Origin of the sequence: Shewanella sp. 10N.286.52.E4, assembly GCF_041468785.1 — a bacterium.
Classification (GTDB): Bacteria; Pseudomonadota; Gammaproteobacteria; order Enterobacterales; family Shewanellaceae; genus Shewanella; species Shewanella electrodiphila.
On record NZ_JBFRJJ010000021.1, the window covers coordinates 75,221 to 100,709 of the forward strand.

At 41.2% G+C, this 25,489-nt stretch carries 21 protein-coding genes; 5 read left to right on the plus strand and 16 right to left on the minus strand.

The genetic code is table 11. The annotated features are described in order from the left end of the window. Positions 1–84 precede the first annotated feature (84 nt). From AB4153_RS11490 to AB4153_RS11560, 15 genes are all read right to left on the minus strand, one after another. On the minus strand, positions 85–690 hold the full coding sequence (locus tag AB4153_RS11490) for a prepilin-type N-terminal cleavage/methylation domain-containing protein (RefSeq protein WP_371997491.1): 606 nt from the start codon (positions 688–690) through the stop codon (positions 85–87). A gap of 136 nt (positions 691–826) precedes the next feature. After that, entirely contained in the window at positions 827–1,351 is a 525-nt protein-coding gene (locus AB4153_RS11495) for an MSHA biogenesis protein MshF (protein ID WP_371997493.1), read from the minus strand. A 76-nt stretch (positions 1,352–1,427) separates the two neighbouring features. Next, positions 1,428–2,642: a type II secretion system F family protein gene (locus tag AB4153_RS11500; RefSeq protein ID WP_229369743.1), complete on the minus strand. Its 1,215-nt coding sequence runs from the start codon at positions 2,640–2,642 to the stop codon at positions 1,428–1,430. Between the two features lie 2 nt (positions 2,643–2,644). After that, complete coding sequence (locus tag AB4153_RS11505) at positions 2,645–4,399, minus strand: GspE/PulE family protein (protein ID WP_303513630.1); 1,755 nt, start codon at positions 4,397–4,399, stop codon at positions 2,645–2,647. Further along, positions 4,396–5,769 carry a tetratricopeptide repeat protein gene (locus AB4153_RS11510; RefSeq protein ID WP_371997494.1) on the minus strand — a complete coding sequence of 458 codons (1,374 nt, stop codon included), beginning with the start codon at positions 5,767–5,769 and terminating at the stop codon, positions 4,396–4,398. Before AB4153_RS11510 ends, AB4153_RS11505 begins: the two co-directional genes overlap by 4 nt. Beyond that, entirely contained in the window at positions 5,766–6,698 is a 933-nt protein-coding gene (locus AB4153_RS11515; RefSeq protein ID WP_371997496.1) for an ExeA family protein, read from the minus strand. Before AB4153_RS11515 ends, AB4153_RS11510 begins: the two co-directional genes overlap by 4 nt. A gap of 24 nt (positions 6,699–6,722) precedes the next feature. Further along, positions 6,723–8,399: a pilus (MSHA type) biogenesis protein MshL gene (gene mshL, locus AB4153_RS11520; protein WP_102527433.1), complete on the minus strand. Its 1,677-nt coding sequence runs from the start codon at positions 8,397–8,399 to the stop codon at positions 6,723–6,725. A gap of 13 nt (positions 8,400–8,412) precedes the next feature. After that, positions 8,413–8,733 (minus strand): MSHA biogenesis protein MshK, encoded by a 321-nt coding sequence (locus AB4153_RS11525; RefSeq protein ID WP_241906381.1) that lies wholly within the window; start codon positions 8,731–8,733, stop codon positions 8,413–8,415. Beyond that, the gene (locus tag AB4153_RS11530; RefSeq protein ID WP_371997497.1) at positions 8,720–9,370 is read right to left on the minus strand and encodes an MSHA biogenesis protein MshJ; all 651 of its coding nucleotides are present in this window, start codon (positions 9,368–9,370) and stop codon (positions 8,720–8,722) included. The genes AB4153_RS11525 and AB4153_RS11530 overlap by 14 nt, the downstream gene beginning before the upstream one ends. Then, positions 9,367–9,969, minus strand: a complete 603-nt coding sequence (locus AB4153_RS11535) for a PilN domain-containing protein (RefSeq protein WP_371997499.1) — start codon at positions 9,967–9,969, stop codon at positions 9,367–9,369. The genes AB4153_RS11530 and AB4153_RS11535 overlap by 4 nt, the downstream gene beginning before the upstream one ends. After that, on the minus strand, positions 9,966–10,895 hold the full coding sequence (locus AB4153_RS11540; protein WP_371997500.1) for an MSHA biogenesis protein MshI: 930 nt from the start codon (positions 10,893–10,895) through the stop codon (positions 9,966–9,968). Before AB4153_RS11540 ends, AB4153_RS11535 begins: the two co-directional genes overlap by 4 nt. Positions 10,896–11,291: 396 nt before the next feature. After that, positions 11,292–13,178, minus strand: a complete 1,887-nt coding sequence (gene csrD / locus AB4153_RS11545) for an RNase E specificity factor CsrD (protein WP_229369706.1) — start codon at positions 13,176–13,178, stop codon at positions 11,292–11,294. Positions 13,179–13,367: 189 nt separating this feature from the next. Then, the gene (locus AB4153_RS11550; RefSeq protein WP_102527428.1) at positions 13,368–14,615 is read right to left on the minus strand and encodes a malic enzyme-like NAD(P)-binding protein; all 1,248 of its coding nucleotides are present in this window, start codon (positions 14,613–14,615) and stop codon (positions 13,368–13,370) included. A 428-nt stretch (positions 14,616–15,043) separates the two neighbouring features. Further along, a complete protein-coding gene (rpmE, locus tag AB4153_RS11555; RefSeq protein ID WP_102527427.1) occupies positions 15,044–15,256 on the minus strand; it encodes a 50S ribosomal protein L31 in 213 nt (70 codons plus the stop codon). A gap of 125 nt (positions 15,257–15,381) precedes the next feature. After that, entirely contained in the window at positions 15,382–16,215 is an 834-nt protein-coding gene (locus AB4153_RS11560) for a FimV/HubP family polar landmark protein (protein WP_371997502.1), read from the minus strand. 77 nt (positions 16,216–16,292) lie between these two features. Between AB4153_RS11560 and priA the strand changes: the two genes are divergently transcribed. From priA to AB4153_RS11575, 3 genes are all read left to right on the plus strand, one after another. Further along, on the plus strand, positions 16,293–18,488 hold the full coding sequence (gene priA / locus AB4153_RS11565; RefSeq protein ID WP_229369702.1) for a primosomal protein N': 2,196 nt from the start codon (positions 16,293–16,295) through the stop codon (positions 18,486–18,488). A gap of 223 nt (positions 18,489–18,711) precedes the next feature. Next, positions 18,712–20,457 (plus strand): arginine--tRNA ligase, encoded by a 1,746-nt coding sequence (argS, locus tag AB4153_RS11570; RefSeq protein ID WP_102527424.1) that lies wholly within the window; start codon positions 18,712–18,714, stop codon positions 20,455–20,457. A 1-nt stretch (position 20,458) separates the two neighbouring features. Then, the gene (locus AB4153_RS11575) at positions 20,459–21,040 is read left to right on the plus strand and encodes an SPOR domain-containing protein (RefSeq protein ID WP_102527423.1); all 582 of its coding nucleotides are present in this window, start codon (positions 20,459–20,461) and stop codon (positions 21,038–21,040) included. Between the two features lie 51 nt (positions 21,041–21,091). Here AB4153_RS11575 and AB4153_RS11580 read toward each other — a convergent pair whose 3' ends face one another. Further along, a complete protein-coding gene (locus tag AB4153_RS11580; protein ID WP_371997504.1) occupies positions 21,092–23,248 on the minus strand; it encodes a hypothetical protein in 2,157 nt (718 codons plus the stop codon). Positions 23,249–23,486: 238 nt separating this feature from the next. Here AB4153_RS11580 and hslV point away from each other — a divergent pair, with 238 nt between their 5' ends. Further along, complete coding sequence (gene hslV / locus AB4153_RS11585; protein WP_102527422.1) at positions 23,487–24,011, plus strand: ATP-dependent protease subunit HslV; 525 nt, start codon at positions 23,487–23,489, stop codon at positions 24,009–24,011. Between the two features lie 21 nt (positions 24,012–24,032). After that, the gene (gene hslU, locus AB4153_RS11590; protein ID WP_371997506.1) at positions 24,033–25,358 is read left to right on the plus strand and encodes an ATP-dependent protease ATPase subunit HslU; all 1,326 of its coding nucleotides are present in this window, start codon (positions 24,033–24,035) and stop codon (positions 25,356–25,358) included. The last annotated feature ends 131 nt before the right edge of the window (positions 25,359–25,489 follow it).

Genomic DNA, 25,489 nt, shown 5'->3' on the forward strand with positions numbered 1-25,489 from the left:
TTCCACTCAATATTCCATATTTTGTGGTAATTTTTTAAAGCTTAAGCCTCTGCAATTAATGCAGCTTTCACTTATTACTCGTAATTAGTCGTTACTGAAACTAAGTACTTGTCCTGTGCCTGGGTTGTATGTCACTCCTTTAGCACCACTTGTCGTTAAATCTGGGGCTGGAGATGGTACACCGGTAGTCTGATCTAACGTAAGTGAAGCTACTTGCTGATAGACACACAAATCAATCCCAGTCACTGTCGTACCGTCAATAGATGTAGGTGAACCACCGATACCATCTTGAGCTCGAACGGTATAACGTTGATCGCGGGCGTCATCAGTATAAATTACATTACGTGGAGCACTTTGCAGCACGTTATCGAAAACTTCCTGACAAGTGTCATCACTCATCGAAGTCGCATCTGTATTTGATGTACCTGTTGGAAAGCCAAAACGCGTATCTAACGAAACAACAGTACCATCTAAAATTACCGACGTATTACGACGACCATCCACTTCCCATTGTGCTCTAACGAACCCAACAGCCGTAGCAAGTCCACCTGCAACGCCATCAACACTGGCATTTTGCGCATCTTCAGTGACATTCAAAAAGCGTGGAATCGCTGTCGCAGCTAATAAACCAAGGATCACGATAACAATCACTAATTCGATTAACGAAAAGCCTTGCTGTTTTAATTTCATAATAAGTTACCTATTTTACGCCTTACATTTGTCAGACCGTAATTACAGTCGTAAGACCATTGTTACCTAGCTAAAGCTATCCTGTAAATAAATTTTAGCACCATTTATACATTTAAACATTTGTATTAGTTAAATATTAGCTCTTGCTATCAATAAAAATCACTCTTCCTGATATACCTTGATAGCTAATACTGCCACTTTGCTCTGTCGAAAAACGACAAATTTCTGTCTCATTTTGATATGAAACCGCAGCTTTTAAATCATGCAAATCACTTGCCATTAACTGTTGCCATAACTCTTTGCAGCCTTTCGAAGATGGCTCATTAAGTTGCGGCCAGCCTTGCTTTGACATCTTTATAATATTTGAACTGGTGCCAAGGCTATCTGTTTTAAGCTGTTTATTGCCTGAACCAACAGTAATATTCTCCCAGTTTAGCTTGAGCGAATCAGGTCTCCCCTGATTGAGCCATTGGCTCTTTACCATCGCTAGCACGTACAACATACGGCTATGCTCTAGCTCTAAACTTTTAGCGCTAATACTGTCCACACTAGAAAAATGCTTAGTGCCAATCACAGCCATTACCACCAAGACTAATGTCAGCGTAATAATACGTGCATACGTCTTCAGTAGATCGTTTTCTGACTTCTGTTGTTTTCGCATTATGCAATCAACTCAGATTTGTTAATTGCTAACTGCAATGTGGACAACAGCTTACTTTCAAAGTTCAGCATCCTCGTTACCCTTTAACCACATTGAGCATATCCCACATTGGCAAGTAAATCCCCAAGGCTAGAATGAGCACAATACAAGCCACAAATCCGATTAAAATAGGCTCTAGTTTGGCTGTTAAGTTTTTAAGGTCGTAATCCACTTCGCCTTCATAGAAATCTGCTGCATCATTAAGTAGTTGATCGATCTGGCCTGTCTCTTCACCCACTGCCACCATTTGCAGCACTAATGGAGTAAACAGGCCGCTTTGGTTTGACACCCTAAGCATTGACTCACCTGACTCGATTCCTCGCCTCATCGCGACAATCCGATCATGCATATAACTATTATCCACGGCATCTGCAACTAGACTTAACGCTTGAGTCATGGGTACACCTGCACCCAACATCATCGAAAAACTGCGGCAATAACGTGAGAGTGTCGAGCGTTCTATAATCGAACCCACTGCTGGGATATGTAGCTTCCACTTATCCCATTGACGTTCACCCTTTTCGGTATGATGCCAATATCGTATGCCAACAATTGCTCCTACGAGTGCGACTAGCATGACATGCCAATAATTGACAAATAAGCTCGATGTCGTCATTAACAATTTAGTTGCCCATGGTAAATCAGCACCGAAGCGAGAAAACATATCGGCAAACTTAGGGATCACCATGATATTCAATATCACCATCGCAATCGTAATGGCGATGAGTACGAATATTGGGTAGCGCATGGCAGACTTAATCCGTCGGCGGGTTTCTTGTTCACGTTCTATGTAACCAGAGAGCTGGATAAAAGCATCTTCCAACTTACCGGTATTCTCACCCACATGAACCATTGAAATAAACAATGAATCAAACACATCTTGATGCTGGTTCATTGCTGCCGACAGAGGGCGACCCGATGTCAATTGTTCAGATATATCATTCAACGCATCTTTCATTCGTTGTGAATGCGTTGTTTCTGCAAGACCTGCAATAGCACGCAAAATGGGAATACCTGAGCGAGTCAATGAGTACATTTGTCGAGTGAAAATTTGTAACTCTTCTAACGACACTTTACTCGCGAAAATACTGCCAAGCTTAAAAGGTTGAGATTGTTTCACTTCACGCAGTTCGAGAGGAATGATGCCGCGAGACATTAACGCATCAGCCGCACTACTTTCATTAGCTGAATCAATAAACGCTTCAACTGATGCGCCTTGATTATTTCGTCCTCGATACTGGTAAGTCGGCATGATTACACCCCAGTTCCACTATTACTGGACATCGCTTCTGCACCAGGTATTTCGCTGACGTCTTCAACTAATTTAGCCACTTCTTCAATGGTAGTCATACCATTGTATAAATACTCAAATGCTGAATCAGCTAATGGCACAAACGTCGGGCTTTGTTTCGCCGCATGAGCAAAATCTTGTGGATTCCCCGTACGCATGGCATCAACCATGGCTTCATCAAGCTCTAAAATTTCAAAAATACCAATACGGCCACGATAACCAGAGCCATTACAACTTTGACAACCAGTGCCTATTTTGTAGGTTGCAGCTGTGAAGTCTTTTTTGGCGACAGAATTAATCCAAGCCAACTCAGCTGAATTGGGTTGATGACTTGTCATGCAGTTCGGACATACCCGTCGAACTAATCGCTGGGCAATAATCACCCGTAGCGCGCTTGCGACAAGATAACTCGCTGCGCCCATATCAAGTAAACGTAATGCACTAGTAATGGCGTCATTGGTATGCAAAGTCGATAATACAAAGTGACCCGTTAATGCGCCTCGAAGACCAATTTCAACCGTTTCTTGGTCACGCATCTCACCTACCATGATGATATCGGGATCTTGACGTAAGGTGGTTCGCAGTACATTCGAGAAATTTAAACCAATTTTATGGTTAACTTGCACTTGGTTAATACGTGGCAGTTGATACTCGACCGGATCTTCAACCGTAATAATCTTGGTATCTGGCTTATTGAGCTCGCTCAAAATACCGTACAAAGTCGTGGTTTTACCGCTACCCGTAGGACCTGTCACTAGCAACATACCGTGAGGACGCTTAATTTGTTTACGAATTCGCTGCAGGATATGATCTGGCATACCCGTTTCATTCAATGTCAATAAACCCGCGGATTGATCGAGTAAACGCATTACCACCGATTCACCATGATATATCGGCATCGTCGACATACGAATATCGATCTTATGACCTTTAATTTCAATATGAAAACGACCATCTTGCGGCATACGTTTTTCTGAAATATCCAATCCAGCCATCAGCTTTAATCTTAATACTAACGCAGAGGCAATATTGACTTCATCAAGGGTGTTCTCATGCAGCTGACCATCAATACGTTGACGGATCCTCAGCACTTTTTCACCAGGCTCAATGTGAATATCTGAGGCGCGCATTTGCACTGCATCTTCAAAAATAGATTGCAGTAGCTTAACGACTGTCGTTTCATTGTCGCTATCACTATCAGTAATACTCGCCAAATCAAACATGTCATCAGCGGCGTACTCTTCTTCTAATTCACCCGCAATTTTGGCAATTTCACCCGTACGGCGATACAAATTATCGAACGCATCTAATAGTTGCTGTTCAGGGGTAACCGCAATGGTAATTTTTTTAGGCGCGACAAAGACTTCTAAGTTATCGATGGCTTGCAAGTCAGCAGGATCACTCATCGCCAATGTAACCGTATCAGCGGTGGCTTCAACCACTAAAGCACGATAACGACGAGCTTGTACTTCAGGAATAAGGTTAACGACTTCAGTCGGTATCGACAGTCGACTAATATCTAAATAAGGTAAGTTTAACTGCTGAGATAAGAACTTAAGTAACTGATCTTCAGTAATACAATTCAAGTCAATCAAGGTACGACCAAGCTTTTTACCTGAATTACGCTGCTCAGAGAGGGCTTGGGTTAACTGATCGTCAGTAATAATGTGTTCTTGAACCAGAAGATCGCCTAAACGCATTTTCAGTTTTGGTTTCATTGGCTACCTCCAAGTTGAATTAATCGTTGTTCTATATAAGTCATAGCGCCAGTTGACAGTCCTCGATAAGACAAAGCTTTTGTATATGCATCTGCAGCTTGCGAATACTGCTGCTGCGAATCTAGCGCGTAGGCCAATCCCATCCACCAGCGTGCTTGAGACGGCTCAATGGTTATCAGCGAGCGATATGCTGACTCAGCCAGTTCATAACGGCTATTCTTTTGGGCAATATCACTTTGTAAAATCCATTTATCTCTAGCCCAGTCGCTGTTATCACTGATAGCTTCTAGTGTATCTAGTGCTTTCATAGGGCTAAATGAAGCATTTTCAACCTTCGCTTTTAAAATGGCCAATTCAATTTCCTCAGGAAATTGTTGCACCCCTTGAGCTAAAATTTGTTCTGCGCGGCCTAAGTTATTCAACGCATAATACAAAGACGCTAATTGCTTTCTGGCCTGATGCATTGAAGGCTCAAGTATTAGTGCTTCATAGTAATACTTTACTGCTTTATCTATTTTCTGTTGCTGCTCAGCGACCTCAGCAATTTCAAATTTCTTTTGCGCTAACTCAGCATCTGTCAGTATCACTTCCTTTACCGCCATGACACCTTTATTACTGCTTGTTGTTGCAGCATTCGTGTTAGAGACAATAGCTTGTTCTGCTTTAGAGGACTTAGCAGCGCGGCTGTTACTCCCCACATCGGCCTTCACATCTTCAACGATTGTTGAGGTACGTGTATTCTGCGCAAACCTGACTTTCACCGAACCGTTATCTTTATCATCCAACGAGGGCGCTAATGTGTCTTTTACAGTGACCGAAGTATTTTTTGAATCAACTTTTGCCACGGATTTATTCGCCTGTGGTACAGCTTCTACCGCTACTGTTTGCAAATTCTGAGATCTTGCTAAATCAGTTTCAGCTACATCTGCGCTCACCTCAGACTCTTCGTTAAAGTCATTGTCAGATTTAGCTAAGCTATTAGCTGTTTTAGTAATTTCAACGCTATGGCTTTCATCGTCTGTTATTGAGTCAGGTAGATCGTCACTAGTGAGCGTATCCTCATCGACTAAACCTGCAATGAGCGGCTGTTCAGCTTCTTCTTGTGTTGCTTCAGTCAGTGGTTGTAAGTTTTTTAGCTGCACGCCTTGACGATAAAACATAAGCCCAATCAGGAATATAGCAAGGAACATGACAATCGACATATACATCCCTTTTCGGGATGACTGCTCATCGGGTGCATTAGCTTCTACTTGGCTAGTAAACTGCACCTCTGGTTTCACAAAGCCAGAATCGGACGTTTCTCCCGTCGTTGATGCCGAGTGTTGCTTTTGTTTATCAAGGTCTTTTAAAACTTTATTAATAACGCTCATATTGACTCTCTTAACGTCGATAACCAGTCAGCATTAGTAACCCATAACATGACCAGTGAAGCGCCTATGATTAATAAAATGTATAACCATCCTCTATTTTGCACTGATGTCGGCAGTGGCTCTGCATCCTCTGTATCGACAATCGCGGCTTTACAATGCTTAGTGAGTACTTTATTACCGCCTTCAGCAAAACAAAGTAATAAGGCTTTATTAACGATCACATTCACCAAGCGTGGGATGCCTCGCGCGGCACTTGAAATCAACTTGATATCTTTATCGCTAAACAGTGCTTTGCCACGATAGCCTGCAATAGACAGGCGATAATCAACATACGCTTGGATCTCATCCCACAACAAAGGGCGTAAGCTATAGCTAAAAGTAATCCGCTGTTTTAATTGACGTAATTGACTGTCTTGCAACCTATTATCTAATTCAGGTTGACCAAACAACACCACTTGAATCAATTTAGTGCTTTCAGTTTCTAGGTTAGTAAACAGTCTTAATGTTTCTAAACTCTTATTGGGTAGAGCTTGGGCCTCATCCAACACTAAAATGACTTTTAACCCTTGGCGATTAAGCTCTAGTAAACGGTTTTGAATTAATCCAGTTAATTGCTGCTGGTTAATATTATCTTGTAACGAAATCCCTAACTCTGTCGCTAATGCCCAACGTAATTCATCAGGATTTAGATATGGATTAGGAACATAAGCACATTGATAATTATCGGGTAACTCATTCAGTAGCTTACGGCAGATAAGGGTTTTTCCGGTCCCTACTTCACCGGTTACTTTTATAAAGCCTTCGCCATTTCCGATTGCTGTTTGCAATACCTGTAATGCCTCAACATGAGGCGTTAACCCAAAAAAGAACTGCGTATTTGGGGTTAATGTAAACGGTAATTGATCTAGACCAAAATGCTGTTGGTACATGGCAATCCTTAACGGTACTAACCGTTACTCCTGCTCGGGGTACCAACGGTCTAGTAAATCTTTAGAGCGTTGTAATTCATTACTCCAGGTATCAGCACCTACCACTGTCGGCTTTAGCATGATGATAAGTTCTGTTTTAACCGTCGATTTACTGCGATTGGTAAATGCTTCTCCCATAAATGGAATGTCACCTAACAATGGGACTTTTGATACCACTTCAATATTTTCGCTCTTCATTAAGCCACCAATCACCACAACATCACCTGAAGACGCTTTAATCACGGTGTCAGACTCACGAATTTCGCTTTGTGCCAACGGTAATTCAAGGCTAGAGCCACTGACTTTAATTTCTTTAATTTGTTCTGATACATCAATCACTGATGGGTGCACATGAAGTAATACATTGCCGTCAGCATCAATTTGCGGCGTCACATCTAATGCAATACCTGAAAAGAAAGGGGTTAATTCCACTTGAGGAGTGGTGACTGGAGTTGTGCCAGCTACAGTAGTTGACGATACGTCAGTGACAAAATACTCATCGTTGCCCACTTTAATAACCGCTTTTTGGTTATTAGATGCGGTAACACGAGGGCTCGAAAGCACGTCAACATCACCTTGGGTATCTAGCAAGCTAATCATGGTGCTGAAATCGGTGCCAGTTAAACTAATTGACGTCACACCACCAATTACATTCGTAATTGAATCGCTTAAACCCGAACCAGGAGAAGTACCAAAGTTAATATCAGTGCTGCCAGCATGGCCTAAGACGTTATCCCATTGAATACCTTGCTGATAGCCATCAGATAGAGTCACTTCTAAGATTTTAGCTTCTAAAATAACTTGGCGCTGAAGATGCGTTTCAGCCTTGGTTAAAAAGGTACTTACTTGACGTAACTCATCAGGATAAGCCCTAACAGTGACTAAGCCCGCTTGCGGGGTAACTACAACTTGGCGTCCACCACCAGTATTACCGATAATAGACACTAAGGTTTTTTCTAACTCACCCCAAAAGTTGGTTTTGGTTGTTGAGCGAATAAAAGTGCCATTGGTGTTATCAGTATTGTCATTATTGCTACTGCTATTGGAGTTATTACTGCTATTTGAGCTACTGCTATTTGAAGAGTTGTTATTCGAGTTCGAATTTGAGTTGTCATTGCCGTCAGAAATACGCCCTGAGCTGACCGAAGTCAACGATAGCCCTTCACGCTCCATATACAAGTAATTTAGAGGGTAAGTTTCTGTGCGCATCCCTGATGGGAAAATACGTAAAATACGCCCTTCTCGGCTTACCTCATATCCATAAATATCTTCAACAACTTTAATCACTTCAGAGAGTGTTACACCATTAAGAGAAATTGAAATGGTGCCAGTCACATCAGGATGGACAGCAACACTTAACGGCGTGCCCTGAACTAAACTTGGGAAAAACACTTTTGCTTCAACATCGTTAGCTGAAACGTCAAAACGGCGCTCTTTTGGCAATGTTGGACTTGTGCTGCCTAACAAGCTTGAACCATTGAGTTCACGCTGAACATCTTCAGGCATTTGCGCAGGTGGAGGAATGATATTTTTTGCTGTTTCTGCTTCAGCCAATGATTGACTTAATTCAGATTTAGCCGTCGTAGGATCTGGTCTATCTGTCGTTTGGCAACCAAGTAAACAAAGAGATAGCAGAGGGGTCACATATTTGATTAAATTCATTATTATTTTTGTCCTATCGCTCTGTTATCGATTGAAATAGTTTAAGTTTTCTTCCGTCAGATAAATTGACATAACTCTTTCCGATATATTCAATTCTTATCCCATCAATGCGGTCACCAACAAATACAATCTTATTATTAATGACGGCATGTGGCTTGGCGCTATTTACAATGCTATTAAGTACTAATGAATCTGCTCGTTCGCTATTACTGGAAACAGTGACATACCCTTGCCCAGGTAAGGTCGGATCCCTTAACACTTTGGCATCAGCAACCTGACTCACCGCAGTTAGGCCTAATACAAGGAGTATAAACATCGGTTTATTCTGCAACACTGATAAACTCCTTATTAATACTCAAGGTATAAAGTTCAATTTCAACCGTCGCATTTGGATGTTCGTCAACGTGGTAATTAAGGCGTTTCCAATATAACTTATCTGGCATATCTTCAATTGCTTCAACAAATTTTAGAATTGAAAAATAGCTGCCTTCTAAGGTCAATTTAATACCGTGACTGTAGAGGTTCATTTTGTGTTCTTCACCCACCTGTAGTAGAGGTGTCGGTGCGATAGAAGCAAACGATTGTAATTTTACCCCTTGAACATGGCCTAATAGATTTGTGAGTACTGTCGGCATATAACTCGCTGGAACCATTGAAACCATTTGCGCATCTAAATCAGCATCAATTAATTGAGTTTGTTGTTCAATATGGCTTAAACGATTACGAAAATCAGTATTAGGATCCATCGCTAAACGTTGCTGATATAAATCAATTTGTTGTTTTGAAACGTCATTTTCCGCTTCAATTTGGACAAGCTGTCTTGAAAGTTTTTGTCTTTCTTTAAATACGCTCTCAACAGGTAGATAAACGACCATGCCAATAAGTACTAGTGCTGCAACAGTAATGAGTACACGCTCTCGCTGGCTTAGCACATCGAACTTGGATTCTAATTGTTGCCAAAATTGTTTCATTGTTTAGCCTCCACTTCAGGAGTGCTAGATAATTTAAAGGCTAACGGTTGCGAATCACCACGGTTCATCGTCATGGTCGAAAAAGCATAGCCTTTGAGCGTTTCTGTATGCTTTAAAGCCTCAACCCACTTAGGGATACTTTGGGGTTTAGAACCAAAGCCTTCAAACTCAAATCGCTGTTCGTTTACTGCTATGTGGCTAAGCCATACAGAGCCATCTGAAACACTCGCCAAATCAGTCAACAAACTTGAATAGCCACGACTGATGACATTATCTCTTTGGTTTATTTCAGTAGATAATAGTTTTTTCAATTCTAAACGCTGCTGCTCTAATTCGACTCTTGCAACCAGTTCAGGCTCTGGAACACGCGCAGAAACTTGTAATTCTAGTTGCTGCTTTTGCGTATCTAACTGCTGTTTTTCTGTTGATACCTTAGCCCTGTCAGCTTCCACATTCGAAACCAACCAATAGCCAAGCATCCAACTCACAAAGCTGATAACAAGTAATCCCGCCACCATCATCATCATTCGTTGAAATGACAGCCTTAATTTTGCAGGCAGTAAGTCAGCGCTATATAAGTTAATTGTGGTTTTTATCACACAGCACCTCGCGTTAACGCTTTGAAAGCCATCATGGCTAGATGCTCAGTCACCGACTCATGGTCAGTGGTACTGACTTTTTGATTAAAATTCTGCGCCACTAATGGCACCAATGCTTGAGATTCACCGCCGATTAATAAATCAATAGAACCAACAGGCGCTTGCCTTAATTGGCTTTCGAAATAGTCCATTGAACGTTGAATTTCGAGACTTAAATTATCAGCTAAACCATATTGTAAGTCGGCGGCTGTGGCTTTATCGATTTGAGCAAAACCTCTCACTCGACGCTGCATGAATAATTCACCTTCTCTAACCACTGTTAGCAATAAATCATGTTCAGGTACGTGACTTACCACCATATGGGTTGAAGCATCATCAAACAGCAACGGCATTGCTAGTTCTTCAATGCTAATACCTTCAATGGTAAAACCGTGTTGTTCGCAAGCTTGAGCCAATGTCGACAATTGCATTTTATTTGCGACAACGACATTAATTTTGCCAGTGGTTGTCAGCGATGATTCAAAGTAATCCAATTGAATATTGGTCACAGGCTCTGTCGCTAAGTCTTTTACCGACCATAATAATGCCTGGCTTAACTCATTGGCTTCTACATTGGGTTTATCTACCACAATCAATTGATAAAACGATTCACCCAATACAATTTTCAGCTTTGCATGACCGAAAATATCTTTTATCTCGGCAAATGCTTCTGTCCAATTCTCACCATTAAAGGCAATTTTTTTAGTAATCCCTGATATATCCGACTTTGTTTGATTTTGAGTTTCAAGATCAGAATCTTGCTCATCTTCAGTGTTAATTTCGCCTTGATATACACAGATCGAGTCCGCACTGATATACAACCCAAGTTCAGTAGATGCTTGAGTTTGGCGCCAGAATGTCAACTTACTTAAAAAACCATTTTTCATTCAAAAACCTGTGCCTTGATAATCAGCGAAGAGACGATATAAAAATAAAAAATATCCGCTATAAAAATGTAACGATGACGCTTTCACTTAAACCAGATACACCAACAAGTGTGTAACAGAAAGAACAGTTAGCATTAAAAAGCATGTCAAAAAAATATCGTATGACATATTAACCGCTAATCACTTAATTTTATAGAAAAATAACAGCAATGAAAGTGTATACACTTAAGATAGAATGTTATTTGTTAATTCTCAAGATCCAAAGCCACAACAAGGTCACAACCTGACACACTATTAGGTTATTAAGTTGTATAAATTGACGCGGTAGATGATTAATACAAATCTTGTACCAATCCAGTATTAGATTTGCATTTAAAGGTAAGCAGGATAGGAAGTTTATTGGTTAAAGTAATCACCTTGGGCTGCACTGACCCCTAAAATCTTCAAGGTTTGCCAGTCTTCAAAACGACTCACACCTTCAGCAAAAACCTGCACTTCAGCGCGATATAACCCCCCAATGAGGCTTCTAATAAATAGTTGGTTTTCGGATTTCAGATGGATTTGATGAATAATAGAGCGATGCAATTTGACTAAGTCAAAGTGACACTCTTGAATGTAATGCGTGCCAACCACTTGCAGCCCAACATGATCAACACATAGCCTCGCTCCTATTTTGCGAAGCAAATTCAAATTTTCCATCAAATCTTGTTGATGCTTAACCACAATATCTTCTGATACCTCAAATATCAGCCGCGAGGCAAGATGTCGCTGTTCCATTAACGTGGTTCTTAACCAACGTATGAAAGCTCGACTGGTTAATGAGTCATAACTCAAATTGATACTAAAGCTGTCTTTGTTGTGTGCCATAAGCTCAAATAGCACGGTTTCAATCAACTGCCTTTCAATTTGCGGCATTAAGCCACACTTATTGGCCATAGGGATAAACAATGTCGCCCTAATTTCGTTACCTTGGTTATCAATCGCTCGGCTAAATACTTCTTTATGGCAAGCATGGCCATCACTGTCGATAACATTCTCAGTTATCGCTACAAAGCGGCGGTTAACTAAAGTGTTTTCTAAAAAACTTCTCCAGCGAACAGAGCCCTTGGCAATTTCTTTATCCACTGCGCCTTTATCGTACATAAACCAATTATTGGTCCGTTGTAGTTGCGCAGCTTTAAGCGCCATATCGACTTCTTCAAGCACCTGTTCCTGCATGTCGCCAGCTTTATAAAATGCAGCTCCTAAATGAACATAATTGTCTTGTGTATCTGATTGATTTTTTAATTGGCTAATGCCTAATTTTAGCAGTTTGTTCGCTAAGGTATCAGCTTCAGCTAACGAGGCTTGAGGCACGACTATTGCGAACTGATTAAAGTCATAACGAGCGAAAACAACATCCTCATAAGGTTGCAGTAATGTACTGATGGCTTGAACTAAATCATTCAATTGTTCATTGATAACTTCATCCCCCTCTTGCTGTTGCAATAGGTCTAAGTCATCAAAATTAATTAGCATCACAGCGCCATGGGCAATCATACAGTTGTGATGGGTTAAGGCTTCAAGCCTATTTTCAAAAAAAATGCGATTGCCAATGCGGGTGCTAGGGTCTAAAAAGGTTTTTGAGCGAATAAACTGATCAAAGCGTCCACGCTCTTTTTGCGCATCTTGTAATTGCTCTAACAATTTGGTCATTGCACGATTAATTAATCTCGGTCGGCCATTACCCGCCGCACTTAACGCCTCGGCATGTTTACCATCTAGAACCAGTTTACTGCGCTGCGCTATCTGCTCAATTCCATCCAATTCATGTGTAAACCATCTCAATCCATAACGAACAAAAAGCCCAATAGCCACAAGTGATACAAGCATAATTAAGAGTTCATACCAACCTAATTGATGCAATAAATACGGTTGCGGCAACTTAAGTTCCATTGCTGTATCCGCTTTGGGATCAATAATGTGCTTGTATATGGTGGGATTGTTTTGCGGTGTTGGCGAGTAATACTCAAATACGATGTCATCGCCTTGAGTTAACTTGAAACTGTTTGCGTTGTAAGCAATTAAAATCGGAGGTAGCCAAGCGTGTAAATCCCAATGACTATCGGGTTGGTAATGTTGTACCAGCATCGTCTCTAACTGGGTCACTTTTTGCTGTTGAAATTTGTATGTCAGTTGAACAAAGCTAACTAATGCACCAATAAAGAAAATAGCACCAACCGCAGTCAATGATAACAGCCAAAAACTGGTTAACTTTGTAGTCAAAATTTTGGTTAACTTCATTTATCGGCGTCCTGCTATAAGCGCAATTCTATCTATCATATTTAACGATTGGTTAGCGATAACATCCACTTAACTGAGATTGATTATTCAGTAGCAGCTAGTAAAACGCAAACTCTATCTGTTTTAGATTAATTGTAGATACAAAAAAAGGGCTAACGCCCTTTTTCTCTCACTGTGCTGTGCTATTACTTATAGCTTATATTCAGTAGGAACAGTATTGAGCACTGCTACACCTGAATCGATTGCAGCTTGAGACACTGCACTGGCAATATTTTTCAATAAACGTGGGTCCATTGGTTTTGGTAGCACATATTCAGGGCCAAAACTCATTGAATTAACATCAGGGTAAGCTGCTAACACTTCAGCAGGAACAGGCTCTTTAGCAATCGCTGCTAACGCCTTAACCGCAGCAATTTTCATTTCATCGTTTATTTCAGATGCGCGTACATCTAATGCACCTCTAAAGATGAAAGGAAAACACAACACATTGTTCACTTGGTTAGGGTAATCACTGCGGCCAGTGCCCATGATCAAGTCACTGCGAGTCGCGTGTGCTAATTCAGGCTTAATTTCAGGGTCTGGGTTTGAACATGCAAAAATAACCGGATTTGGCGCCATCAAAGCAATATCATCAGCGGTTAATAAGTCTGCACCCGATAAACCTAAAAATGCGTCAGCATCTTTAATCACATCTTGTAGAGTGCGTTTATCCGTATTATTAGCAAACAATGCTTTATATTCATTAATGTCTTCACGACGGGTATGAATCACACCTTGTCTATCAAGCATATAAACATTTTCGCGTTGCGCACCACATTTTACCATCATGGTCATACACGCAATCGCTGCAGCGCCAGCACCAAGACAAACAAAGACGGCATCTTCGATTTTCTTACCTTGAATTTCTAACGCATTGATCATACCTGCGGTTGTCACAATCGCAGTACCATGCTGATCGTCATGAAAAACAGGCACATTACAACGGGCAATAAGTTCACGCTCAATTTCAAAACATTCAGGGGCCTTGATATCTTCAAGGTTAATCCCGCCAAACGTATCAGCAATCGATTCAACCGTGTTAATGAAATCAGCTGTGGTTCTGTGCTTCACTTCAATATCTGTCGAGTCGATATTGGCAAAACGTTTGAACAATAATGCTTTACCTTCCATAACAGGCTTTGATGCTAGCGGACCTAAGTTACCCAGCCCCAAAATAGCGGTACCGTTAGAGATAACTGCAACAGTATTACCTTTATTGGTATATCGGTAAGCATCATCAGGGTTCGCCGCTATCTCTCTTACTGGCTCAGCAACACCTGGACTATAGGCCAGCGACAGGTCATGACTCGTTTGAGCGGGTTTAGTAAGACTAACTGCAGTTTTACCTGCAATTGGAAATTCATGATAATCGAGAGCTTGCTGGCGAAAGTCAGACATTTTATGTTCCTGAATGAGGCAATTTATACTGCGAAATAAAGTTAAATTCAGTCAAAACACCCAATAAGCAAAATACTAAGAAAGTATCACAAGGAGCTATTAAGCGCTTTGGCAGGCAGTATAAATGAAAATTTAACAAAAGTTATCTTTAATCAGCAGAATTTAATCAAGTCATAATTTTTCAAGCTTAAATTAATCATCACAATAAGAATCAAAGACTTAAAATTGTAGAAAAATAACAAGATTTGACATAAAAAAGCGGAAATAGCTTCATAAAGTTACAAATAGTTTGCCTAAATAACAATATTATTAACCTAAGCGGCACAACATAATTTATAACTAAAAAATTAATTTTTTTGAAAGGAATTTGATCTTAAAACAAAAAAGACGCCGAAGGCGTCTTTTTCTTAAAATAATTGCAGTCGCAATTACTTCTTACCAAGTGCACCAAAGCGCTTGTTGAATTTGTCGATACGACCACCGGTGTCAACAACTTTCTGAGTACCAGTGTAGAACGGGTGACATGCACCACATACGTCTAAGTGTAAGTTTTTACCTACAGTAGAGTTTACTTTAATTACGTTACCACAAGTACAAGTTGCAGTTACTTCAGCGTAGTCTGGGTGGATACCTGATTTCATTTGGATTACCTTCAATAGCAGGCCATGTCGCTCTCCCAACCCGAAGTTGAGCACCACATGCGTTCATAACAATAGCGTTAAGGCGCGCAATAGTACAGTATCTGTCCAAGTCAAACAAGTGAAAATTAATTTGCTCTATGTTGCTGCTGTAAGGCCTCAAAGGCAGCCTTATCTTCTGACTTGTTTACATATTGATTTAATTCAGTTTGTGACGGGCAATTCAGTGTCACATCTTGTCTAATCAAATGAATCTTCTGCTTTGAAAAACCATTGGGGTTGGCATCATAAATTGCCAACATCGCACCATATACATTGGTGTTCCATTGCTTTTGATAACGAGATGCAATGCGCCACAAGGTATCAGAAGGCGCACGCTCAATCATACAGTCCGCACTAACAGTAGGAGTTGAACCCGATCTACTCACTGCACCAATGGGTATAGATTTTTTCACTATGTTATGGGATTCAGCTTGTGGTTTATTAACGGCTGTAGACTGTGCAATCTTATCACCCGAATAAGGCATTGGAGCGACTTTTTTAGGTTGATTACGCGTATCAATTCTAACTTCAGTCTTGTCGGTAATTTTTATAAAAGGCGAATCAAATACCGGCAATACAGCATATTGGCGCCAGCTATTGCCCTTATACTCACTGACAATAAGCTTAGCATTGGGGTCGGTCACTTCATCCACACCAATCGCAAATAACATATAGCCACTGATAGGCTGAACCATCAGTTCTTCCATCACCTCTTTTGAACCATTAGTTTGGCGAAGGTGAAAGCTAATTCGAGAGAAGTCATTTCTACCCGCGACAATATTCAGTTTGATTTTTGGATGCTGGCCGACTTCAAATTGACGACTGTTGATACTGATGTGGCTCATTGCAGCTTGAGCCACAACTGAAAATAAAAAAAGTGATAGAGCCAATACAGCTTTATTGAATATTCCTTTTGACATCAATTTTCTCTTATCCTATTTCTTTATGTTCAGGCTCTAGTAAACTAGACCTTCTCAATTCTTAATGATGATGAATTATGCCTGTGTTTGTTGAGGTTGCTCTGCCCGTTCCAATGCGGCAAACCTTTAGTTACCAAGTTCCTGAATCCAACGTATCACAAATACAGCTTGGACTGCGGGTAAAAGTTCCTTTTGGTAGACAACAACTTGTAGGCTTAATCACTGCGATTAAACAAGAGTGCGACGTACCAGCCAATAAGATTAAACCTTTTTCTGAGCTACTGGACACAACCCCCTTACTGCCTGAATCGCTTTATAAGTTGACCTTGTGGGCTGCACGATATTACTTTGCAAGCCAAGGGCAAATGCTCAGTCAGGCACTGCCCGTTGCATTACGTAAAGGCTTAAGTGCTCAACCACAAACCGTCACTTTTTTTAGTCTTAATGATGCAGGTAAGGCTGTCGACATTAGCGTGTTAAAACGTGCACCAGCACAAAAAAAGCTGTTTGAATTACTCCAGCAATCATCCATTAGCCAAGATGACTTCACCACCCAAGAACTCAGTAAAGTGGCTCTAAAAGCCCTTGAAGATAAAGGCTGGGTTGAGCGTCAGCTCGTCGTTAATGAAACCGATTTAAGTTGGCGTGAACAACTTAATATGACTGAAACGCCTTTAAAGCTCAACAAGCAACAAGCCGTTGCTGTTTCAGTGTTAAATCAACAAAAAGGGTTTCATTGCAGCTTACTTGAAGGTATCACTGGTTCAGGTAAAACAGAAGTCTATTTGTCGATTTTAGAAACCATTTTAAAACAAGGTAAACAGGCACTTATTTTAGTGCCTGAAATCGGCTTAACCCCGCAAACGATTAACCGTTTTAAGCGTCGTTTTGATGTCACTATTGCCGTTATTCACTCGGCGCTAACTGATAACCAACGCCTCGAAGCTTGGCGACAGGCTCGCTGTGGTGAAGCGGCAATTATCATTGGTACTCGCTCAGCGTTATTTACGCCAATGGCGTATCCTGGGCTGATTATTCTCGATGAAGAACATGACAGCAGCTTCAAACAACAAGAAGGTGTGCGTTATCATGCCCGTGACCTCGCGGTTATGCGTGGTCACTTAGAAAAAGTACAAGTAATACTTGGCTCGGCGACCCCATCGCTAGAAACCTTACAAAATGCCATTTCAGGGCGATACACCCACCTTGAACTCGCAGAACGAGCAGGCGCAGCTCAAAAGGTTAAGCAAGGTATCATTGATATCCGCTCCCAACCGCTAAAGTCAGGCATGTCAGCCTCGATGATTAACGAGATGCGTATGCACCTTGATGCAGGCAATCAAGTCTTACTGTTTCTAAATCGCCGCGGATTTTCCCCTGCACTTTTATGTCATGAATGTGGCCATTTACACGAGTGCGATCGTTGTGACGCTTTCTTTACTGTGCATCAGGGTTTAAATGAGATTTGCTGTCACCATTGCGGTAATCAATATGCTATCCCACACCAGTGTCATGAGTGTGGCAGTACGATGTTAATGGGGCACGGAACAGGCACGGAGCAACTGGCACAAGCTCTTGAGCAAGAGTTTCCGCAATACCCAGTGGTGCGAATAGATCGTGATACCACCCGTAAAAAAGGCTCATTAGAAAAGCAGCTTAATAGCATTTTAAAAGGTGAGTATAAAATATTAGTCGGCACCCAAATGCTAGCCAAAGGACATCACTTTCCTGATGTCACATTGGTCGGTTTAATGGATGTTGATGGGGCATTGTTTAGTGCCGATTTTAGAGCACCGGAGCGTTTTGCTCAGCTCTATACTCAAGTATCAGGCCGTGCAGGTCGTGCAGACAAACCCGGAAAAGTATTACTGCAAACCCACCAAAGCGAAAACCCTATTTTGCATGACTTACTCAAAAACGGTTATGGGAAATTTGCCCGAGCTCAGCTAGAAGAGCGCCAACAAGCGTTACTTCCACCAGCTTGGCACATGGTACTGCTTCGCGCTGATGCCCACTTAGCTGAAGATGCCGACAATTTTTTGCAACAAGTGGCGAATTTATTACCCCAAGATAAAGATTTTGAAGTCATTGGGCCCATGCCAGCACCACTTGATCGCAAAGCGGGAAAATATCGCCGTCAATTATTGTTTCAAGCTAAAAACCGTCAACGTTTGCAGCAGGAGTTTGAGCAAATTTTACCGCAAATCGAAGCGCTCACAGAAAGCAAACGCTGCCGCTGGAGCATCGACAGAGATCCACAAGATTTGATGTAATATTGTTGCAGCATACCTCTTATGGCAGCTTCGCTCGCTTTGCCAACATCGGCCTTATTGCAACATAGCTCGTAATGCAAAATCAGCCGATTATGCTGCTATTTATTTCAAATCAAAAAAATCTCGAATAATTGACTCTTCGAGATAGCAATTGCATAGCAATAGCGGCTAAAATAGTCGGTTACCCCAGTCTTTCACTTTAAGTCAGTGCTAATAAACGCCCATGAAATCACATATTGCATCTTTACTAGAACAAACCATCGAATCTTTCAAGCAACAAGGCCTTGTCCCAGCTGATTTTCAGGCTCGTATTCAGGTGGAGCGAACTAAAGATAAAACTCATGGAGATTTAGCCACTAACTTGGCGATGATGCTGACAAAAGTCGCTAAAAAGAATCCCCGCGATATTGCCCAATTAATCATCGACAATTTACCTGCTTCTAGCCATGTCGCTAAAGTTGAAATCGCAGGCCCAGGGTTTATTAACTTCTTTATTGATGAAAACGCACTGGCCAATCAACTACAAGATGCACTTAACGATGATACTTTAGGCGTGACATTGCCGACTAAACAAACCATCGTTGTAGATTACTCTTCACCAAATCTTGCCAAAGAAATGCACGTAGGTCACTTACGCTCAACCATCATTGGTGACAGTGTCGTTCGTGCACTGGAATTTTTAGGTCATGACGTGATACGTCAAAACCATGTTGGTGATTGGGGCACCCAATTCGGCATGTTATTAGCCTATATGGAAGAATTACGTGCAGCCAACGGTGAGCAAGCTGAACTTGAACTTTCAGACCTAGAAACTTTTTACCGTGCTGCTAAAGTCCGCTTTGATGAGTCAGAAGAGTTCGCCACTCGTGCGCGTAACCTCGTTGTTTCATTACAATCAGGTGATGAGTACTGCAATAAGTTATGGCAAGAATTTAACGATATCTCACTGCATCATTGTCATGAGGTATATGAGCGTTTAGGGGTGAGCTTAACTCGCGCAGACGTACACGGTGAAAGTGCATACAACGCAGACCTTGAGCAAGTGGTTAACGACCTCGATGCTAAAGGCTTACTCAGCGAAAGTAATGGCGCCAAAGTGGTATTCCAAGAAGAATTCCGCACTAAAGAAGGTGAGCCGTTACCTGTCATTATTCAAAAAGCAGATGGCGGTTACTTATACGCCACCTCTGACTTAGCCGCTATGCGTTACCGCTCAAATGTATTAAAAGCTGATCGCGCTTTATATTTTGTCGATTTACGCCAAGCACTGCATTTCCAGCAAGTGTTCAAGCTTGCTAAAACCGCTGGATTTGTTCGTGAAGGTTTATCATTAGAGCATACAGGTTTTGGTACTATGAATGGCCCTGATGGCCGTCCATTTAAAACTCGTAGTGGTGGTGTTGTTAAGCTTGTTGACCTACTTGATGAAGCCAATACCCGTGCAATCGAACTAGTCCGTAGCAAGAATCCAGATATGGATGAAGCCACACTATTAGAAATCGCCCGCGTAGTTGGTATTAGCTCAGTGAAATACGCTGACCTTTCTAAGAACCGCAGCAGTGACTACATCTTTAGCTTTGAACAAATGCTCAGCTTTGAAGGCAATACCGCGCCTTACTTACTTTATGCCTACACTCGTGTCGCTGGTATTTTCAAACGAGCTGAAAACATAGACTTGAGCCAAGCTAAAATCGTACTTGAACACGATAAAGAAAAAGAACTTGGTACTAAGCTTGCTCAGTTTGGTGAAGTGTTAACCCGCATGACCGAAAAGGGCTTACCTCACGTGATGTGTGCTTATGTCTATGAGCTAGCCAGTGAGTTCTCAAGTTTCTATGAAGCTTGCCCAGTTCTTGCTGCTGAAACTGAAGAGCAAAAGCAAAGCCGTTTACTATTATCGCAACTTACCGCTAAGACACTAAAAACAGGATTATCTCTGTTAGGTATCGAAACGCTAGAGCGTATGTAACATGAGCAGAGATTACGCTAATAAAAAGCCTAGTCCTAAAAAGCGTCCGGCATCTAGAGGAAAAAAAGCGCAGCAACAGCGTTCTATTCCATATTTGCCGACCTTTATTGTTATTGCACTGGTTGTTGGTTTTGGTTACTTTTTATGGTCTATTAATGGTAGTTCAGACAATGCCACTGAACAGGTGACTCCAGCAACTAAAACAGTTGAAAAGCCGGTATCTAAACCTGCTAAGAAAGATCCTAATGCCCTTCCACCAAAACCAACGGAAGAGTGGACTTACTTAGAAGAATTAGCAAACAAAAGCATTGATATCGACGTACCTGAAGACGCACTCAAGTCTAAAGGCCCATATCAAATGCAGTGCGCTTCATTCAGAAAGCTCGAACCCGCTGAAGAAATGAAAGCCATGATTGCTTTTCAAGGTCTTGAAGCCCAAGTAAGAGCGACTCAAGGTACTACAGGCGTTTGGCATAAAGTCATTCTTGGCCCATTTGAGTCAAAACGCGCCGCTGAACGTGCAAGGCATAAACTGCAACGTGCAGGCATAAATGGCTGCCAGATCTGGTTGTGGGAATATTAATTTCAAATATTCACCCCATAAAAAAGCGACTGTATTCAGTCGCTTTTTTTTCTAGAAGTACATTTTCACCTGCCGATATTGATTCATTTCAATCTCATCAGTCACCATAAACTGCTTATTAATATCAGTTAATGCTTGATATTCCTCAGGGGAAAACACTTTCAAACGGGCAATTCGTGCTAAATGACTCGGCTCTATTTTATCGACAAACTGGCTAAGTCTAATAGTGGCTTGAGTTAACTTCCGCTGCTTATAACTATCTTCAAGGGCAAGGTCAAACGGATCTAATCCTAACATGTCCATATTCGGCTTGAGGCCATATTTTAATAACCAATCAACATGCTCTACTGATTTTTGAGCCGCCACAGTAAACAGATCATTTCCCCACGTGTCTTCGAGCGCAAAATCAAACTTTTCATCTTGTAAAGACTGCCATTTATTCAATGGCAATCCACCAAACATCGATAAACCACTTGGTTTCTTCGGCAGCATTCGAGACAGCCAAACGATTGTCAAACTTTCATCTTTAACCACATGGTGTAATAAGAAATCAGTTTCTGATTGAGTTAGCGTATAAGTGGACGCATATATAACAGCCTCATCCACTCTGTTCTGCTTTATTAAATGCTTAAACTCATTTTCAACACTTGCAGCCTCATTACGCTGGTTTTGATACAACAGCTGTTGGTGCCACACTGTAATTAATGCGGGATCAATACGATGTAATTCAGCACCAACATCAACTTCTTGCTTCATTAATGACTTAACTATTTCAACCATACTTTGTGGTGTAGCAAACTGCTGTGCATCATGTAAATCTTGCTCAATACGACCGCAAGGTGCACGTTGGGCAGCTAGCAGTTGCTTCCTTTCATCAGCCGCGATAATCGCTTGTGAGACTAATGAGTCATCAACTGCGGCAGGTACAATTGAGGTACTATCATCGATTAATTCAATGTCATTGATGACTTCCTCTAATCCTAGACCTTTAATGGGTGTAGTAAATCTGAAGCCGACTAAATAAGGAGGTCTAAAGTGAACTTCATTCTCTTGATTAGCACGTTCCATTGCCACGCCATGCGCTTTATACCCCTGATTTTTGAGGTAAGTAAGGGTGTCAACATACTGATTTAAAGAGGTACCTCCATTAAGCTCCTCTTGGTTCTCTGGAAGGTTTAATAACGCAATATCCATTGCGGTAAAAATACCAGGCTCATTGGTAGGCTTAACACCTTTATTAGCTAACAACTTTAGTGTGGCTAAATCAAACTCACTCACAGCAACATCAGCCAAGTTGTAATAAGTACCGCCCCTATCGTCAATACCTGCTCCATCTCGGTCTTGAATGAAAGCAGGGAACTCATCATATGCCGTCGTATTATTGAGTAATACTTCAATGTACTCACTAGGTAGTTGGTTTCTTATCGCCAAAGCCACATCATTAACGGTAAACGTTTTGGCGTTTGCTTCAAGCGTAAAATCTTCAATAGACATCTGTGTTGCTATAGCAACAAAAAGCATTGATGGCGAAATCGCGGCAGTATTTTCAATCTGAATAAAGGAGTCTAAATAGGTATTAAAGTTATCTTGATTGCTTAATAGCAAAGCTAAATCATCAGCAGTGATGTCAGGCTTAACCTCAAACTTCATTGTCATTGCTGGACGTTCAGAACTCATTCCGCCCATTGAAGTTACAATTGATGTTATAACATCCTGATTAAAGCCATTGATAACGTCTAAACCTTGCCAATTAGCAAGAACTGCCACATCACTCGTTATCGTTTGTTTTTCTCTGGCTAAATTAACTTGAGCTTTCAGCAGTAAATCGTCAAAGCCATTATAATGAGTTGTATATTGCCCTTCATAAGCCAGTAACTCCCTAACTGTTTTACCATCCTTAAGGGATTGCTCTAAAGCTGTGATTATAATTTGATGTATTTGCCCAATTTGAGCGCTAAAATCGCCATTCATTTTACGACACTGCGCTTTAATCTCATTTAGTGAAGCCAATACTTCAACAGTACTTAAAGTAGGGTCATCAAGTAATCGTTGTGGGTCCATGACAATATCATGCGGTAATACTGATAATACAGGGGCAGTTAACTCGGGACTTTTTACAGAAGGGGCTTGAGTCTGATGATTGAAATAAAAAAATATACCAGCTAGGCCTATCACTACAGATAGTGCCAATATTCCTTTTTTTGACATAGATACAACTTTCCTTAGTCTTTTACTCTATATTTCGCCAAACAATTTCATATGCTTGGCAAATTAGTTACCTGAAAACCATCAAGCTATTTTGCAGATTATAATTATGTAATCAAAAGACAATATAACTGAATCAATCCCTTTAATCGCCTTGAATTTATTCTAACCATCCCCATATCTGTTTTATCAACCAGCAGCAGACTCAATTTTACTGCTGCCGTCGTTAAGAGGATTTACCGTGACTACTATCGTTTCTGTTCGCCGCAATAATCAAGTTGTCATCGCTGGTGATGGCCAAGTTTCCCTCGGCAATACCGTCATGAAAGGCAATGCGCGTAAAGTGCGTCGCTTATACCAAAATAAAGTAATCGCTGGCTTTGCTGGCGGGACAGCTGATGCATTTACTCTTTTTGAGCGCTTTGAAACCAAGCTCGAAATGCATCAAGGCCACTTATTAAAATCAGCAGTCGAACTGGCTAAAGATTGGCGTACCGACAAAATGCTTCGCAACCTAGAAGCCATGCTAATTGTTGCAGATACTAAAGAATCATTAATCATTACTGGTAACGGTGATGTAGTGCAACCTGAGCATGACTTAATTGCTATTGGTTCAGGTGGTAATTTCGCCCATGCATCTGCTTTAGCATTACTACAAAACACTGACTTGTCAGCGCGAGAAATTGCTGAAAAGTCACTCACCATTGCTGGTGATATTTGCGTATATACCAACCAACACAAAACGGTTGAGCAAATCGACTACTAAATTGAACGTAAGGAATTATTTATGTCTGAAATGACCCCTCGCGAGATTGTCCACGAATTAGACTCGCACATCATTGGTCAACAAAATGCAAAACGTTCAGTTGCTGTTGCTTTGCGTAACCGCTGGAGACGCATGCAACTTGAAGCATCATTTCGTCAAGAAGTGACGCCAAAAAACATCTTAATGATTGGCCCAACTGGTGTCGGTAAAACTGAAATTGCACGTCGTTTAGCAAAACTTGCTAACGCGCCTTTCATTAAAGTTGAAGCCACTAAATTTACTGAAGTGGGTTATGTCGGTAAAGAAGTTGAACAAATCATCCGTGACTTAACGGATTCAGCCATCAAGATGACACGCGAACAGCAAATGAAAAAAGGCCGTCACCGCGCAGAAGAACTTGCTGAAGAACGTATCCTAGATGTCTTGCTACCAAAGCCAAAAGATGACTGGAATACTGAACAAAAAGATGACTCAAATACTCGTCAAATTTTCCGTAAAAAATTACGTGAAGGCCAGCTAGACGATAAAGAGATTGATATTGATTTAGCAGCACCGCAAGTTGGCGTTGAAATTATGTCTCCTCCTGGCATGGAAGAAATGACTAACCAGCTTCAAAGTATGTTCCAAAATATGGGCCAGACTAAAGAAAACCGCAAGAAGGTGAAAATTCAAGAAGCCTTTAAGCTACTTATCGAAGAAGAAGCCGCCAAACTAGTCAACCAAGAAGACATGAAAGAACAAGCTATCGATTTGGTTGAACAAAACGGTATTGTATTCTTAGATGAAATCGACAAAATTTGTAAGCGCGGCGAAAGTTCAGGTCCTGATGTATCACGTGAAGGTGTGCAACGTGACTTACTGCCATTAATTGAAGGCTGTACCGTTACCACTAAACACGGCATGGTGAAAACTGATCATATCTTGTTTATTGCTTCTGGTGCTTTCCAGATGTCAAAACCATCTGACTTGATCCCAGAGCTTCAAGGTCGTTTACCTATTCGTGTTGAGCTTAGCGCATTAACAGCTGATGACTTTAAACGTATCTTAACTGAGCCACACGCTTCGTTAACCGAGCAATACGTTGCACTAATGGGTACTGAAGGCGTTAAAGTTGAGTTTGCTGAATCAGGTATTGAAAAAATTGCCCATGCCGCTTGGCAGGTTAACGAAACCACTGAAAACATCGGTGCACGTCGTCTTCATACCGTAATGGAAAAGCTGATGGAAGAAATCTCATACGATGCATCAGAGAAGTCCGGTAGCACCTTTGTGATTGACGAAGCTTATGTAACAGATCATCTAGATACCTTGGTTGAAGATGAAGACTTAAGCCGCTTTATTCTTTAAGCGCTGCTTGAATTTACTTTTTCAGTAAGCTAAAACGTTCTGTGATCTAAAACTAATTTAGCATCGACAGGATTAGCAAAATAAAGGTGATTAGTGCCACAATGGCCTATCACCTTTTTTATTGTCTATCA